The 15,149-nt window shown below is 71.2% G+C and carries 10 protein-coding genes and 1 pseudogene; 7 read left to right on the top strand and 4 right to left on the bottom strand.

What is annotated here, in order from left to right; all coding sequences use genetic code 11:
* Nucleotides 1-114: 114 nt before the first annotated feature.
* Entirely contained in the window at nt 115-900 is a 786-nt protein-coding gene (locus OG984_RS10220; RefSeq protein WP_328531480.1) for a class I SAM-dependent methyltransferase, read from the top strand.
* A pseudogene (locus OG984_RS29520) lies at nt 867-4,070 on the top strand (alpha-(1->3)-arabinofuranosyltransferase domain-containing protein); the annotation flags it as partial. The gene OG984_RS10220 and the pseudogene OG984_RS29520, both read left to right, overlap by 34 nt.
* An 887-nt stretch (nt 4,071-4,957) precedes the next feature.
* On the opposite strand, the gene OG984_RS10210 reads toward OG984_RS29520, so the two are convergent.
* Complete coding sequence (locus OG984_RS10210; RefSeq protein ID WP_328531479.1) at nt 4,958-6,157, bottom strand: acyltransferase family protein; 1,200 nt, start codon at nt 6,155-6,157, stop codon at nt 4,958-4,960.
* Nucleotides 6,157-8,079: a hypothetical protein gene (locus tag OG984_RS10205; protein WP_328531478.1), complete on the bottom strand. Its 1,923-nt coding sequence runs from the start codon at nt 8,077-8,079 to the stop codon at nt 6,157-6,159. The genes OG984_RS10210 and OG984_RS10205 overlap by 1 nt, the downstream gene beginning before the upstream one ends.
* A 110-nt stretch (nt 8,080-8,189) precedes the next feature.
* Between OG984_RS10205 and OG984_RS10200 the strand changes: the two genes are divergently transcribed.
* Nucleotides 8,190-9,152: a porin PorA family protein gene (locus OG984_RS10200; RefSeq protein ID WP_328531477.1), complete on the top strand. Its 963-nt coding sequence runs from the start codon at nt 8,190-8,192 to the stop codon at nt 9,150-9,152.
* A 93-nt stretch (nt 9,153-9,245) separates the two neighbouring features.
* On the opposite strand, the gene OG984_RS10195 is transcribed toward OG984_RS10200, so the two are convergent.
* Complete coding sequence (locus OG984_RS10195; RefSeq protein ID WP_328531476.1) at nt 9,246-10,130, bottom strand: class I SAM-dependent methyltransferase; 885 nt, start codon at nt 10,128-10,130, stop codon at nt 9,246-9,248.
* A gap of 252 nt (nt 10,131-10,382) precedes the next feature.
* Between OG984_RS10195 and rpsA the strand changes: the two genes are divergently transcribed.
* The gene (gene rpsA / locus OG984_RS10190) at nt 10,383-11,864 is read left to right on the top strand and encodes a 30S ribosomal protein S1 (protein WP_008361841.1); all 1,482 of its coding nucleotides are present in this window, start codon (nt 10,383-10,385) and stop codon (nt 11,862-11,864) included.
* Between the two features lie 76 nt (nt 11,865-11,940).
* Here rpsA and OG984_RS10185 read toward each other — a convergent pair whose 3' ends face one another.
* Nucleotides 11,941-12,099 carry a hypothetical protein gene (locus OG984_RS10185; protein ID WP_328531475.1) on the bottom strand — a complete coding sequence of 53 codons (159 nt, stop codon included), beginning with the start codon at nt 12,097-12,099 and terminating at the stop codon, nt 11,941-11,943.
* Between the two features lie 89 nt (nt 12,100-12,188).
* Between OG984_RS10185 and OG984_RS10180 the strand changes: the two genes are divergently transcribed.
* Genes OG984_RS10180 through OG984_RS10170 form a run of 3 tightly spaced genes read left to right on the top strand, consistent with a single transcriptional unit; the run spans nt 12,189 to nt 15,136 of the window.
* A complete protein-coding gene (locus tag OG984_RS10180; RefSeq protein ID WP_328531474.1) occupies nt 12,189-13,154 on the top strand; it encodes a helix-turn-helix domain-containing protein in 966 nt (321 codons plus the stop codon).
* Nucleotides 13,155-13,166: 12 nt separating this feature from the next.
* The gene (gene coaE, locus OG984_RS10175) at nt 13,167-13,754 is read left to right on the top strand and encodes a dephospho-CoA kinase (RefSeq protein ID WP_328531473.1); all 588 of its coding nucleotides are present in this window, start codon (nt 13,167-13,169) and stop codon (nt 13,752-13,754) included.
* 32 nt (nt 13,755-13,786) lie between these two features.
* Complete coding sequence (locus OG984_RS10170) at nt 13,787-15,136, top strand: glycoside hydrolase family 3 N-terminal domain-containing protein (RefSeq protein ID WP_328531472.1); 1,350 nt, start codon at nt 13,787-13,789, stop codon at nt 15,134-15,136.
* The last annotated feature ends 13 nt before the right edge of the window (nt 15,137-15,149 follow it).

Raw genomic sequence — 15,149 nt, 5'->3', positions numbered from 1 at the left:
TCGCAGTTCCCCGCTGCTGAGTGCTCCCTCCCCAGGGGTCACGCAGTTACTGGAGAGTAGGACATTTCGTGACCAAATGCACACCCTCTGGGGTAATCGGTTAGGGTTCCCGCCGTGCCGAACCTTCTGGACCCCCAGCGCGACGCCCCGGCCGGCAACGGCTGGAAGGCGACCCTGCGGCGCTCCGTGCGTCTCTTCAGCGACTTCCGCGTGGAGCAGACCGACCCGGCACGTTTCTACACCGCGCTGGCGGCCGACTCGGTCGGTCAGCTGGCCCACTACACCGATGGCGAGACTCTCGAGGGCACCGTCCTGCTGGACGTCGGCGGTGGCCCGGGCTACTTCCGCGACGCGTTCATGAGCGCGGGCGCGACCTACCTGGCGCTCGATGCCGACGCCGGTGAGATGCAGGGTGCCGGGATCGTCGCCGAGGGCAGCATGCTCGGCGACGGGATGCGGCTCCCGGTCCGCACCGGCTCGGTCGACGCCTGCTACTCCTCCAACGTGCTCGAGCACGTGCCGACCCCGACCGCGATGCTCGACGAGATGCTCCGGGTCACCAAGCCCGGCGGCGTCGTCTTCTGCTCCTACACGCTGTGGTGGGGTCCGTGGGGCGGCCACGAGACCAGCCCGTGGCACCTGCTCGGCGGTCGCTACGCGCGGCGGCGCTACCAGCGCAAGCACGGCCACGAGCCCAAGAACAAGTTCGGAGAGTCGATGTACGCGGCGACCGCCGCCGCCGGGCTGCGCTGGGCGCGCGCCCAGCGCAAGGCGGGCAACGCCGAGATCCTGGCTGCGGTTCCGCGCTACCACCCTGCGTGGGCGGCGTGGCTGATGCGGGTCCCGGTGGTGAGGGAGGTGCTCTCATGGAACCTCCTGCTCGTGCTGCGCAAGACGTGAGCCCTCCTTCGGCTACATCCCCTCTGCGGATCTCGGCGTACGTCGCGATCCTGACCGCGATCACGTTCACCCAGGCCCCGGGCCGGATCGTCGCGGACACCAAGTTCGACCTCAGCGCCGACCCGTGGGCCTTCCTGGCCCGGGCGCTGAACATGTGGGACGCCCAGGGCGCCTTCGGCCAGGTGCAGAACCAGGCCATCGGCTACGTGTGGCCGATGGGGCCCTTCTACGGCCTGGGCCAGCTGGCCCAGCTGCCGGAGTGGGTGATCCAGCGGCTGTGGTGGGCGCTGCTGCTCAACCTGGCCTTCCTGGGAGTCCTGATGGTCGCCCGGGAGCTGCAGCTGGGGCGGCCGTGGGCGCAGGTCGCGGGTGCCGCCGCGTACGTCCTGACGCCGCGCGTGATGACCATCCTCGGCGCCAACTCCGTCGAGCTGTGGCCGACCGCGGTGGCGCCGTGGGTGCTGCTCGCCGTCATCCGGGCCAGCGGCACCACCACCACGAAGGACCTCCTGCGCTGGAGCGCGCTGGCCGCCCTCGCGGTCGCCTGCGCGGGCGGCGTCAACGCGACCGCGGTCTCGGCCGTGCTGGTCCCGGGCGTGGTCTTCCTGCTGACCCGCACCGGGATGCGGCGGTTCGCCGTCCTCGTCCTGTGGGGCGTGTTCACCGTCCTCGCCACCCTGTGGTGGACCATCCCGCTGGTCCTCCAGGGCCGCTACATCCCGCCGTTCCTCGACTACATCGAGACCGCGGCGGTGACCGCCTCGACCACCGGCCTGCTGCCGACGCTGCTCGGCACCTCCGACTGGGTCGCCTACGCCGACCCGATCTACTACCCGGCCGGGCAGAGCCTGCACGCCACGCCCTACCTGGTCCTCGACGCGGCCGCCGTCGTCGCCATCGGGCTCGCCGGGCTGGCCGGGGTGGGCCGGGCCCGCCGCCACCCGGAGAGCCGGTTCCTCATCGGCTGTGTGCTGGCCGGCGTCGTCCTCGTCGGGATCGGCTACACCGGCGCGCTGGCCGGCTGGGGCGCCGAGGCCCGCCAGGACCTCGTCGACGGTGCCCTGGCCGCGGTCCGCAACAGCCACAAGTACGACGCCGTGCTCCGCCTCGGTCTCGCGGCCGGTGTCGTGCTCGCCGTCGAGACCATCCTCTTCCGGGCCGGTCTGGCGCGTGCCTCGGGGACGAGCACCAAGGCCGCGCAGTGGCTGCGGACGGTGTTCGTCATCGCCGTGGCCGCCTCGCTGGCCGGTCTCGCCGTGCCCTGGGTGCGTGGTCAGGTCCCGCCGCCGGGGTCGATCGAGAACGTGCCGGGCTTCTGGACCGACGCCGCCGACCACCTCTCCGAGAACGACGACGGTGGCGTCACCCTGGTGCTCCCGGCCGCCCGGTTCGGCGACTACCTGTGGGGCAGCACCCACGACGAGGTCCTGCAGCCCTACGCCGACTCCCGCTGGGCCGTACGCGGCGTGGTGCCGCTGGCCGAGCCCGGCAACGTCGTCTGGCTCGACCGGGTCACCGAGGAGCTCGAGCGCGGCACCCCGAGCGCGGACCTCGCGCCGATGCTGGCCAAGGCCGGCGTCACCCGGCTGCTGGTGCGCAACGACCTGCACTGGGGCACGACCGGCGCCCCGCCGCCCTCCCTGGTGCACGCCACCCTCGACCAGTCGCCCGGCCTGACCCGGGAGGCGAGGTTCGGCGCAGACTTCGGCAACACCACCTACCACCGCGAGGACGGCACCCGGGTGCTCGTCGACGGTGGACTGGCGGGGGAGTACCCGCCGATCGAGATCTACCGGGTCGAAGACGCCGCTCCCGGCGCGACCCTGATCCCCGCCCGGACGACCGTGATGGGCGACCCCGGCGAGCCCGCCAGCGGCGCCCAGGCCGTGCTGACCGCCGACGACCTCCGGTCGAAGGAGGACGCGGCCGGGGAGAGGCCCGACGTCATCCTGACCGACGGGCAGCGGCGGCGTACGACCATCTTCTCCGGTGTCCGCGCCAACTCCTCCTCGACCCGCACCGCCGAGGAGGGCGTCGACTCCGACCAGCCCGAGAGCTTCCACCGCTACCTGAAGAACCAGGAGCGGTGGCAGAGCACCATGGTCTGGCGCGGCGTCGAGGCCGTCGAGGCCTCCAGCTCCGCGGCGACCCCGAGCGACGTCCCGGTCGACCGCGGCCGGGCACCCTCGGCCGCCCTCGACGGCGACCCCGACACCGCATGGCGCACCGAGACCGGCTGGGGACACAGCCCCGAGGGAGCCTGGCTCCGGGTGCGGTTCGAGGACGAGACCGACCTCGGCAGGGTCACCATCAGGCTGCCCGACAACGTCGTCGGGGTGGAGCGGCTCGAGCTCGTCGCCGGCGCCCAGATGCGCAAGGTCTTCGCGCCGCAGCCGGGGGCGGAGGCGACGTACGACCTCACCGGGTTCAGTGCGCGCAACCTCACCATCACCGCCCGTGGTGCCACCGCCTACGGTCCCTGGGGGATCAGCGAGCTCGACATCGAGGGCGTCGAGGCGCAGCGCCTGGTCGCGCTGCCGCAGCCGCCGAAGGACTCCACGATCCGCAAGATCCGGCTCAGCCGCGACACCGACCGCAGCGGCTGCATCGATCAGGACAGGGTGCTCTACTGCGAGCCGTTCCTGGCCGATACCGGAGACGATGGTGACAACCTCGACCGCCTGGTCACGCTGACCCGAGGACAGTCCTTCCGCGTCAGCGGCACGGTGTCGCTGCGCCGCGACGACGCCTATGCCGAGGCCGCCGCCGCCCTCACCGGTGTCGACATCACCGCGCCGAGCCGGGGCGACATCGCCCAGTCGGCGCTCGCGATGATCGACGGCGACGACGGCACCTCGTGGCGCGCGCCGTCGACCGACCCGGCCGCGGTGACCCTCCGGCTGCCCGAACGGCAGCGGATCCGGTCGCTGCGGCTCCTCGTGAACGAGGCCGCCCCGGTCAGCATCCCCACCGAGGTCGAGATCACCGATCTGCGCCGGCCCAAGCGCACCGTCACCCGCGAGGTCGGCGAGGACGGCGACGTCGCCGTCCCCGCCGGCTGGCGCACCGACCGCCTCCGGATCCGGATCACCGAGACCGACCCCGCCTACGACCAACCCTCGAGCCTGGCCGACGCCACCGAGCTGCCCGCCGGCATCTCCGAGCTGCAGGTCAACGGCCGTGCGCTCGGCGACGGCAGGCTCCAGGCGGGCTGTGCCGACGGGCCTCACATCCGGGTGGGCGACCGGCTGCTGCGTACCTCGGTCAACGGGTCGCTCGCCGATCTGCTGCGCGGCGGCGAGGCCTCGCTGAGGGTCTGCGACACGGCGCCGATCACCCTGGCCGCCGGCGAGAACACGCTGCTCGCCGACCCGGCCCCGATCGCCTCGGGCTCCGCTTCGGCAGGTGGCGCGCTTCGGTTCGACAGCCTCGAGCTCAGTGCCGAGGTGATCGCCGACGCCGAGCCGCCGGTCGCGGTCGAGGTCGAGCGGGACGAGCGCGACGCCGCGGTCTCGGCGACCGTCTCCGCGGAGACCTACGACCGCGTCCTCGTCCTCCCGCAGAACATCAACCCCGGCGCCACCGCCACCCTGGACGGCGAGACCCTGCGCGCCCAGCGGGTCGACGGCTGGCAGCAGGGCTGGATCGTGCCCGCCGGAGCCGAGGGAGAGGTACGTTTCGGCTTCGCCCCCGAGGGCACCTACCGTGCCGGGCTGCTCGCCGGTGCGGGCGGCGCGGCGCTGGTCCTGGCGCTCGCGCTGGTGACCTCATGGCGCCGACGCGGCACCCCGCCCAGCCTCGAGCTGTTCCCCGTGGCCGCGCCGTGGCGGTGGTACGACGGCGGGCTGCTGGTCCTCGTCGCCGGTCTGCTCGCCGGCTGGTGGGGTGCGCTGGCCGCCGTGGTGGCCTGGCTGCTGCCGCGCCTGACCGGCCGCCGGCCAGCGGTCGTACGCCTCCTGGCCATCGGCTCCGGGGCCGCACTGCTCGCCGGCGCCCTCGCCGTCGAGATCCTCCCGACCGCCTGGGACCTGCCGTGGGACCCGCCGGCCTGGACGGCTCAGGCGCTCTCGCTGGCCGCCGTCGTGCTCGCGGCGGCCTCCGCCTCCGCGGGACCACGCTCGGAGGAGACATCCTTGCGCGAGGGCCTCAGCGCCGGCGGGCGCCAGTTGCGCAGCCGCATCACCCGGCGCTCGAACAAGCCGTAGGAGAGCGCCGCGATCGGGATCGTGACCACGAGAGTCATACCGAGGACGGTCCAGAAGCGGTCGGCGAAGACCTCGAAGCCGAGGACCTCCATGCCCATCAGCAGCACGAACATGTGGATCGAGAAGATGCCGTAGGAGATCTCGCCCAGGGCGCTGGGCACCGGGCTTGCCAGCCAGCGGCGCACCGGGCCCTCGAGCTCGGGCCCGAAGACCAGCGGGAACATCACGCACACCGCGACCGCGCCGTAGAGCACGCACTTGAGCGCCGACTCGGCCGGCGTCGGCGCATCCACGAGACCCGTCGGGCCGGTGATCGGCGTGCAGGCCGCGACGAAGAGCCCCAGCGCCAGCAGCCACCAGCCGGCCAGGTCGCGGGCCGCGCCATCCAGCCGCGCCCGCATGCCCGGGTCGACCGAGCACGCCGCGAGCGCGGTGCCGGCCAGGAACCACGGCAGGTAGGCCGGCAGCCACTCGGCCGCGAGCGGCTGCTCGAACCAGCTCCGGGCGCCGGCCGCGAACACCACGCCGCCGACCGAGAGCAGCAGCGAGACGACCAGCACGCGCCGTACGTCCAAGCGGTCGCGGGGCGTCAGCAGCCGCACCACCAGCGGCAGCGCGAGGTAGAAGGCGACCTCGGTGCACAGGCTCCACATGTGCGCCAGGCCGTAGGCGTGGGAGTCCTGGGTGTAGATCTGGGTCAGGGTCAGATTGGAGAGCCAGCCGCCGAGACCGACGTCGGAGTTCGCGGGGGCGGCGAGCAGGCAGACGATCACCACGACCCAGTAGAGCGGCAGGATCCGCAGCGCGCGCTTCCACAGATAGCGGCCCGTGCTCGGCGGGGGAGTTCCCGCGGCGCTGGCCGCGAACCACGGCCTGGCCAGCAGAAACCCGGAGATCACGAAGAAGATCGCCACGCCGAGGTCCAGGTGGGCGAGCATCGCCCCGGTCCAGCCACGCGGGTAGCGGCCGGTCTGGAACCCGACGTGGGTGAGCACCACCATCAGCGCGCCGACCGCGCGCAGGGCGTCGAGGGTGAGGAAGCGGCGGTCCATCAGTCACCTTCCTCGGCGCCCGAGATCGGGTCGCCGAACGGAACCACCTCGCCGACCTCGATGCCGCCCAGGCACGGCTTCGACCCAGGCGTCAGGCTCTGGAACCCGATGGAGTCGAACCGGCCCTCACCGGTCCGTACGTAGAGGCTGCGGTAGCCGGGCTCGATATCGACGTCGTAGGAGTGGTCGCCGGCCGTCACCCGCATCCGGCCGACGTCCTCGGCGCCCGCGGCGTAGGCGATCCGGACCCACCACCCGGCACCGGCGACGCCGCCGTCCAGACCCACCTCGAGCGGCGTCTGCCGCACCCGCAGCGGGCACTGGTCCGGGCTCGGGCTCGCATCGACGGCCCCGATGGAGCGCCGCTCGGGGTCGACGGCGGCAGGACGGATGTGCCCCTTGTCGTCGACCATGTAGAGATGATCGGTGCTGGCCCGCGGAAATGCCATCTTGTCCCCGAGCGGGCGCAGCACCCGGCTCACCTGGTTGTAGGGGTAGGAGGCGCCCCAGATCATCCACCCGGGCACCGGCCCGTCGGCCATCGGCAGCGGCTCGTCGACATCGGCCAGGTCGGCTTGAACCGTCTCGATGTAGCGCCGGGTGTTGTCGTCGTCGTGCCAGCCCTGGGCGTAGGAGTAGGACGAGAAGAGCCCCAGCGCCGCGACGACCGCGGTGGCGACCGCCACCCGCTTGGGCACGTCCAGGAACGGCGAGGTACGCGTCGGAGCCAGCGTCTCCACCGCCCCGCGCAGCGGCAGCGTGGCCAGCGCGAGCGCCATCGCGGTGACGGCGATCGTGTCGGTGAGATAGCGGTAGGCGAGCGCGATGTCGGCGCCGACGGCGCCTGCCCGGATGGCGGTGATCAGCGCGATGTCGACGACGAGGATGCCGCCCACGAGCCACCAGGCCCGCAGCGCGATCGAGCGGGTCCGGGCGAGCTCGTAGGTCAGCAGCGCCAGCACGCCGACCGCGAGCACCGAGACCACCGCCCCGGGCTCGGCCCAGCCCGCCGAGTTGCCCTCCAGCCAGGTCCAGCGCAGCGGGCCGCCGACCACGCCCGGCGCCCACGACTCGAACAGGAACCGCTGCGCGACCAGCGCGAACCCGTTGGCGTCCGAGCTGCCCGAGGCCTCCGAGGAGCCGGCGCCGAGGACGAGGTAGGCGACCACGGAGCCGATCGAGACGACCCCGTAGAGCAGCACGCCGGGTAGGTAGCGGGTCAAGACGGTGCGCAGCCGGGTCAGGATGTCGCCGGTGGCGAACCAGCCCAGCGCCAGCACGGCGTAGGGCCAGAACACCAGCATCGCCTTCTCGCCGAAGGCGATCGCGGCCAGGGTGATGACCATGGTCAGCAGGGCCCAGCGGAACCGCCGCGTACGCAGGTAGTTGAGGTGTGCCCACGACCCCCAGAAGATCGCGGCGAGGAACGGCAGCTGGGTGATGCCGGGGCCCCAGGACAGGAACGCCGGCAGGCTGATCGAGGAGAACAGGAACAGGGCCAGCGGCGGCAGGATCCCGCGCCGCGGGCCGAACGCGGAGCAGAGGAACACCAGCGCGCCGAGGCTCGCCACCGCCTGCAGCACCAGCAGCTCGACGGCCGGGTAGACCCAGGCGTACGGGTCGAGCGAGAAGTTCCAGGCCGTCAGCGCGAACGCGCCGGGCATGAGGTGGCCGGCGAAGCCGTGGAAGAGCAGGTCGGCCGAGAGCCCGTCCGACATCAGCTTCGACATGAAGTTGGCGTCGTCGAAGCGGTACCACGAACCGCTCAGTGCCCAGGCGCGGAAGGCCAGCTGGGCCACGATCAGGGCGAGCGCGGCCGTGACGACATGTCTGGGAGTCGCCAGCACGCCGTCGGCAGCGGGCGCGTCAGCGGGCCCGCCGGTGTGCCCGGCAGCGGTGGTCGTGGGGTGGGAGGAGGACACGAAGAGGAAGTGTCGCACAGCAGTTTGTGACCCGTTGCACACCTGGCCGGGTATTGCTGCTACGGTTCGCGGATCGAGGGGGGAACTGAGGCCTTGGGAGGGGCAGAAACATGCGAAGAGTGATTGGTTACGTCTTCTTGCTGGTCGGCGCGTTCGCGCTGGTCGCCGCCGCAGTAGCCGGCTTCTGGGGCAGGGACGCCGCGGCGACCGTGCCGCTCAACGTGAACACCACGACCGTCCTGGACGGCACCGCCAGCGGCGCGCTGGCCAAGTCCGACACCCCGGTTCCGGTGAGGTACACCCGGACCACCGAGGCGGCGCCGAAGGAGTCGACCGACGACGTCGTCGTCTTCGTCGAGGCCGGCTGCATCATGATCCAGGAGGGCGAGACGCCTCCGTGCGCCCGTGCTGAGGACGACGACCGCGTCGTGATCACGACCGAACGCGCCTACGCCATGGACCGCAAGTCCTCCGAGGTCGTCGAGGACCAGGCCAAGTACGTCGGTGAGGACCGCGCCGTCGAGGGCATGACCGGCCTGGCGGGCAAGTTCCCGTTCGAGACCGAGCGCCACGACTACGAGTACTGGGACGACACGCTCGGCACGACCGTCATCGCCACCTACGTCGACGACGTCGAGATCGAGGGTGTGAAGACCTACCAGTTCGAGGTCTCCGCCTCCTCCGACGACGAGATCCTGTCCAAGGGCGAGGACGGCGAGCCCGACACCGACGACGACGTCCGTGGCTCCTACGAGGCCACCCAGACGATCTACGTCGAGCCGACCACCGGGTCCTACATCGACCAGAGCGCGACCCAGAAGATGGTCACCAGCAGCGGCATGGTGCTGATCGACGCCGACATGAGCTACTCCGACGAGACGGTGTCCAACAACGCCCAGGACGCCAAGGACAACATCGCCCAGCTCAAGCTGATCGGCACCTGGATCCCCGTCGGCGGCGTCGTAGCCGGCCTGATCCTCCTGCTGGTCGGCCTGTGGCTGACGGTGCGCGGCCGCAAGCCCAACGGTGGCTCCCACGCCGCCGCCGACGACCGCACGCTGGTGGATGCCTGAGGCTCACCGCACACCGGAACCGACGTTCGCGGGCTCGAAGGCTGATGGCCTTCGGGCCCGCGCTCGATTTCGGTGGGGTGCGGCCGCCGGTGTCTAGCTCGCCAGATCCGCACCGAAGATCGCGGTGCCGGGGGTCAGCAGCCCCCGGGTCCGCGACCAGCCGCCCCAGATGCGCTCGTGGTCCTCGGGCCACTCCGGCTCGACCAGGTCGGTGATCCGGAACCCGGCGCCGGCCAGCAGCGAGACCCAGTCGCCGAGGGTGCGGTGGTGCTCGACGTACGACACCTTGCCGGTCTCGTCGTCGACCTCGACGTAGGGGGTGCGGTCCCAGTAGGACTGCGCGGCGATGAGGCCCTCGGGGCCGGGGTCGTCGGGGAACATCCACCGTGTCGGGTGGGTGATCGAGAAGGCGAAGCGGCCGCCGGGCCGCAGGACGCGGGCGGTCTCGGCGATCGCGTGGGCGATGTCGCTGACGAACTGCAGCGCGCCGAAGGAGCAGAAGACGATGTCGAAGGAGCCGTCGGCGAAGGGCAGGTCGGTCGCGGTGGCCTGCACCGCGGGCACGGCGACACCGGTCTGCTCGTCGAGGCGCCGCGAGTGCTGGAGCTGGCGGCCGGACAGGTCCAGGCCGATCGCGCGCCCGCCCTGGATGTTCACCCACCGCGAGCACTGACAGGCACCGGAGCCGAGCTCGAGCACGTCCTTGCCGCCGACGTCGCCGAGGACGCCTAGATCGGCCTCGGTCAGGCCCTCGGGGCCCCAGACGAACCCGGCCTCGCCGAGGAAGGGTCCGTGGGTCGCCTGGTACTCGTCGGCGTACCTGTCCCAGTCGGGGCCGTTGGCGCGGCGTGACTCGGCTTCGCCGACCGTACGCCGTTCGGCTCTGACGACCGGGCCGGTGGTGTCGATGGTTTCGATCGCGCCGAAGGGATCGATGGGCGCCTCCGGCCGGACGACCGGGGTGATGGCTTGGTCCACCCCCACAGCGTATGCCCCGCGAGGTGACGCCGACAGTTGGACGGAGCCTGTGACTGGAGCGTAGGCTTGGAAACTGCGTCTGAAGTCTGCCCGGGTCCCGGACCTAGTGGACCTTGGCCTGCTACCTCGACAGCCGGTTCACACCGGGCGACGAAGCCTGTTTGTGCTGGTGCCGGCGAGGGGCTGCCGACCCGAGACTCCAGATGTGTGTGACCCGACGATATCTGTCCACCCAAGGAAACCACCTCCCTTATGACGAGCACGCTCAACATTCCTCTTCCTGACTACGACGCGCCTCAGGTCGCGATCAACGACATCGGGTCGGAAGAGGACTTCCTCGCCGCGATCGACGAGACCATCAAGTACTTCAACGACGGCGACATCGTGGACGGTGTCATCGTCAAGGTCGACCGGGACGAGGTCCTGCTCGACATCGGTTACAAGACCGAAGGTGTCATCCCGTCGCGCGAGCTCTCGATCAAGCACGACGTCGACCCGTCCGAGGTTGTCGAGGTCGGCGACAAGGTCGAGGCCCTGGTGCTCCAGAAGGAGGACAAGGAAGGCCGCCTGATCCTGTCCAAGAAGCGCGCGCAGTACGAGCGCGCCTGGGGCACGATCGAGCAGGTCAAGGAGGAGGACGGCGTCGTCGAGGGCGCGGTCATCGAGGTCGTCAAGGGTGGTCTCATCCTGGACATCGGCCTGCGTGGCTTCCTCCCCGCCTCCCTCGTCGAGATGCGTCGCGTCCGCGACCTGCAGCCGTACGTCGGCCAGACCCTCGAGGCCAAGATCATCGAGCTCGACAAGAACCGCAACAACGTGGTCCTGTCGCGCCGTGCCTGGCTCGAGCAGACCCAGTCCGAGGTTCGCCACGGCTTCCTGACCCAGCTCCAGAAGGGTCAGATCCGCAAGGGTGTCGTCTCCTCGATCGTCAACTTCGGTGCGTTCGTGGACCTGGGCGGCGTCGACGGTCTCGTCCACGTCTCCGAGCTGTCCTGGAAGCACATCGACCACCCGTCCGAGGTCGTCACCGTCGGTGACGAGGTCACCGTCGAGGTTCTCGACGTGGACATGGACCGCGAGCGTGTCTCCCTGTCGCTGAAGGCGACGCAGGAGGACCCGTGGCAGCACTTCGCCCGCACCCACCAGATCGGCCAGATCGTCCCGGGTAAGGTCACCAAGCTGGTGCCGTTCGGTTCGTTCGTCCGTGTCGAGGAGGGCATCGAGGGCCTCGTGCACATCTCCGAGCTGGCCGAGCGCCACGTGGAGATCCCCGAGCAGGTCGTCCAGGTCAACGACGACGTCATGGTCAAGATCATCGACATCGACCTCGAGCGTCGCCGGATCTCGCTCTCGCTCAAGCAGGCCAACGAGACGGTCACCTCGACCGACGTCGAGGAGTTCGACCCGACCCTCTACGGCATGCCGGCGACCTACGACGACCAGGGCAACTACATCTACCCCGAGGGCTTCGACCCGGAGACGGGCGAGTGGCTCGAGGGCTACGACGAGCAGCGCGCGAAGTGGGAGGAGCAGTACGCTCAGGCCCACGCTCGCTGGGAGGCCCACATCAAGCAGCAGCAGGAGGCCGCCGAGAAGGCTGCCGAGGCCGGCGAGGCCACCTCCTACTCCTCGGGTGGCTCGGTCGACGAGACCGTCTCCGAGGACGAGGGCGGCTCCCTCGCCTCCGACGAGGCGCTCCAGGCTCTCCGCGAGAAGCTGACCGGCGGTCAGTGAACGCGTGAGCTTCTGAGCTGATGCTCTGAAAACGCACGAATGCCCGGCCCCTTTCGAGGGGCCGGGCATTCGCCTTTTAGGGCCACCTGGCGGCAGGCAGGCTGCTGCGGGGTTCGAAGGCCGGGTCGATGGCGTGGGACCGGGGCGCGGCCTTGGGGCGGTCGCCGTGGACGACGGCGAAGGTGGCGTAGGTGGCGAGGGCGAACAGTGCGAGGAGGATCAGTGCGGTGGTCATGGCAGTAATTCTTCGCTACCAGGTATTCCTGCCACATTGGCAGAAATGCCTAAGTTGCGCGATTTCCTGCCAACTGGCACCCTTCTGAGGTGCTTAGGAACGTCGCTGCGGTGATCTGGGACGGTGTCGCCCCCTTCGAGTTCGGTGCGGTCTGCGAGGCTTTCGCCATCGACCGCCGCGACGACGGGGTGCCCTACCTCGACTTCGCCGTGTGTGCGCCGACGGCCGGGATGGTGCGCACCAACCTCGGGTTCAAGGTCGAGGCACCCAACGGCCTGGAGCGCCTCGAGGAGGCCGACCTGATCGCCATCCCCGCGTTCGGCGGTCCCAGCGGCACCCTTCCCGTGGAGGTGAAGGACGCGCTGCTGCGCGCGCACGCCCGCGGGGCCCGGTTCCTCACCGCCTGCTCCGGCGCCTTCGCGCTGGGGGAGGCGGGCCTGCTCGACGGGATCGAGTGCACCACCCACTGGAAGTACGCCACCGAGCTGCAGCGCCGGTTCCCGGAGTCCCGGGTCGTCCCCGAGGTGCTCTACGTCGACACCGGCCAGATCGTCACCAGCGCCGGCACCGCCTCGGTGCTCGACGCCGCTCTGCACATCTGGCGCCAGGAGTACGGCGCCGCGGTCGCCTCCGCCGTCGCCCGTCGGATGGTCGTGCCGCCGCAGCGTGACGGGGGACAGGCGCAGTTCATCTCCCACCCGGTCCCCGAGCCCGACGCTGAGACGCTGGGACCCCTGCTGGCCTGGATCTCGTCCCATCTCCACGAGGAGCTCGACGTGGACTCGCTCGCCCGGCAGGTGCTGATGTCGCCGCGTACGTTCGCGCGACGGTTCCGCGCCGAGACCGGGGCCACGCCCTATGCCTGGATCACCGCCCAGCGGGTCCGCCGTGCCGAGGAGCTGCTGGAGCGCACCGAGCGGTCGGTGGAGTGGATCGCGGGTGAGGTCGGCTTCGGCAACGCCGCGGCCCTGCGCCACCACTTCACCCGGGTGCGAGGTCTCTCGCCCCAGGCCTACCGGCGCCGGTTCGCCTGCGGGGAGCCGGCCAGCGCCTAGTAGGTTGACGCCATGCGCGTAGGACTCACCGGCGGGATCGCCTCGGGGAAGAGCACGGTGTCGGAGCTGCTGGCCGGGTTCGGGGCGGTGATCGTCGACTCGGACAAGATCGCCCGTGAGGTCGTCGAGCCGGGCACGCCCGGCCTCGCGGCCGTCGTCGAGGAGTTCGGGCCGTCGGTGCTGACCGAGTCCGGGGAGCTGGACCGCGCCAAGGTGGGCGAGATCGTCTTCGCCGACGAGAGCGCCCGCGAGCGGCTCAACGCGATCGTGCACCCGCTGGTCGGGGCGCGCTCCGCGGAGCTCGAGGAGACCGCGCGGGCGGCGGGGAGGCTGGTCGTCAACGACATCCCGCTGCTGGTCGAGGTCGGCTACGCGCCGTTCTTCGACGAGGTGATCGTCGTCGACGTGCCGGTCGAGACCCAGGTCGAGCGCGCGGTCGCGCGCGGGATGACCGAGGCCGACGCCCGCGCCCGCATCGCCGCGCAGGCCAGTCGTGAGGATCGGCTCGCGGTCGCGACGTACGTCATCGACAACACCGGCACCCTCGAGGACCTGCGCAAGCGGGTGGAGGAGATCTACGACGCCCTCGCCAGTTCGTGAGATAGGCGGGGGTTGCTGACATACTCGGCCGCGTGACTGGGGGCAAGCACACCGAATCAGAGGATCAGCAGCGTCGTCCGAGGCGTTGGGTGCGACCGGTGATCGCGGGGGCGGTGCTGGCCCTGGCGGCCGGCGCTGGCGCGGCGGCGGTGACCGTCGGCATGCCGACGAGGGTCGAGGACGAGCCGAACAGGCCGGCTGCTGCCACCACGAAGACCGACCCGAAGAAGGACACCACGCCCCTGGGCTGGGGTCCGACGCGCGGAGAGCTCGCGACCGCTCGTGAGCTGGTCGCGGGCTGGGACGAGAAGCAGCTCGCCGGACAGGTGATCGTCGGCCGCTACCACGGCACCGACCCGGCCAAGGCCGCGAAGATGGTGCGCAAGCTCCATCTCGCCGGCGTCAGCGTGACCGGCGAGAACGTCGTCGACGAGGCGCAGGTGCGCGAGACGACCGCGGCGGTCTCCCGCGCGGTGGCGGCCGACGGCCGTACGTTCCCCGCGGTGATCGGCGTCGACCAGGAGGGTGGCGTCGTCTCCCACCTGCGCGGCGTGGCCACCGAGTTCCCGGAGTTCGCGCGCACGGGTGACGCCATCGAGGCGAAGCCGCGCAAGGGCATCGCGGCGACGACCGAGGCGGCGCGTACGACGGCGCTCGAGCTGCGCGACCTGGGCTTCACCTGGGCCTTCGCGCCGGTCGCCGACGTGACCGTCGGCGCGGCCGACCCGACGATCGGGTCGCGCTCGCCGAGCGAGAAGCCCCGGGTGGCAGCCACGGCGGTCTCCGCCGCGGTGCAGGGCTACAACGAGGCCGGTCTGGTCTCCACGACCAAGCACTTCCCGGGTCACGGAGCCGTCACCGGCGACACCCACCTCGGGCTCCAGGAGCTCGACTTCGGGATGAAGAAGCTCGAGCGCCGCGACCTGGTGCCGTTCGACGCCGCGGTCGATGCCGGGGCCCCGGCGGTCATGATCAGCCATGTCGACGTCAAGGCGGTGGCTCCCGGGAAGCCGGCCAGCATGGCCGCGCCGATCTACGACCTGCTCCGCGACGACCTCGACTTCACCGGCATTGCCGTCACCGACTCGCTGGGGATGGGCGCGGTGACGACCACCACGAAGAAGCCCTCGGTCGCGGCCCTGGAGGCCGGCGCCGACCTCCTGCTGATGCCGGCCAACTCCAAGGCCGCCCACCGCAGCGTGGTCAAGGCGCTGCGTTCCGGCCGTCTCGATCGCGGTCGCGTCGAGCAGGCGGCGGCGAAGGTCGTCGCCATGCAGCTGTGGCAGCAGCGCACCGCCGGAGCGGTGCCGGTGCCCGGTGACGTACGCGAGCAGGCGGAGAAGGCCTCTGCGGCGCTCTCCGAGGTGGCCTCCGAAGGCTGACGCCCTCGCTGGT

Source organism: Nocardioides sp. NBC_00368 (assembly GCF_036090055.1).
Taxonomy (GTDB): Bacteria; Actinomycetota; Actinomycetes; order Propionibacteriales; family Nocardioidaceae; genus Nocardioides.
This window is presented reverse-complemented; position numbering and strand designations above follow the sequence as displayed.

Bases quoted from the DNA above. Each gene is read 5' to 3' on its own strand.
- rpsA (WP_008361841.1), top strand. From the start codon at position 10,383: ATGACGAGCACGCTCAACATTCCTCTTCCTGACTACGACGCGCCTCAG.
- OG984_RS10210 (WP_328531479.1), bottom strand. From the start codon at position 6,157: ATGGACCGCCGCTTCCTCACCCTCGACGCCCTGCGCGCGGTCGGCGCG.
- coaE (WP_328531473.1), top strand. From the start codon at position 13,167: ATGCGCGTAGGACTCACCGGCGGGATCGCCTCGGGGAAGAGCACGGTG.
- OG984_RS10185 (WP_328531475.1), bottom strand. From the start codon at position 12,099: ATGACCACCGCACTGATCCTCCTCGCACTGTTCGCCCTCGCCACCTAC.
- OG984_RS10200 (WP_328531477.1), top strand. From the start codon at position 8,190: ATGCGAAGAGTGATTGGTTACGTCTTCTTGCTGGTCGGCGCGTTCGCG.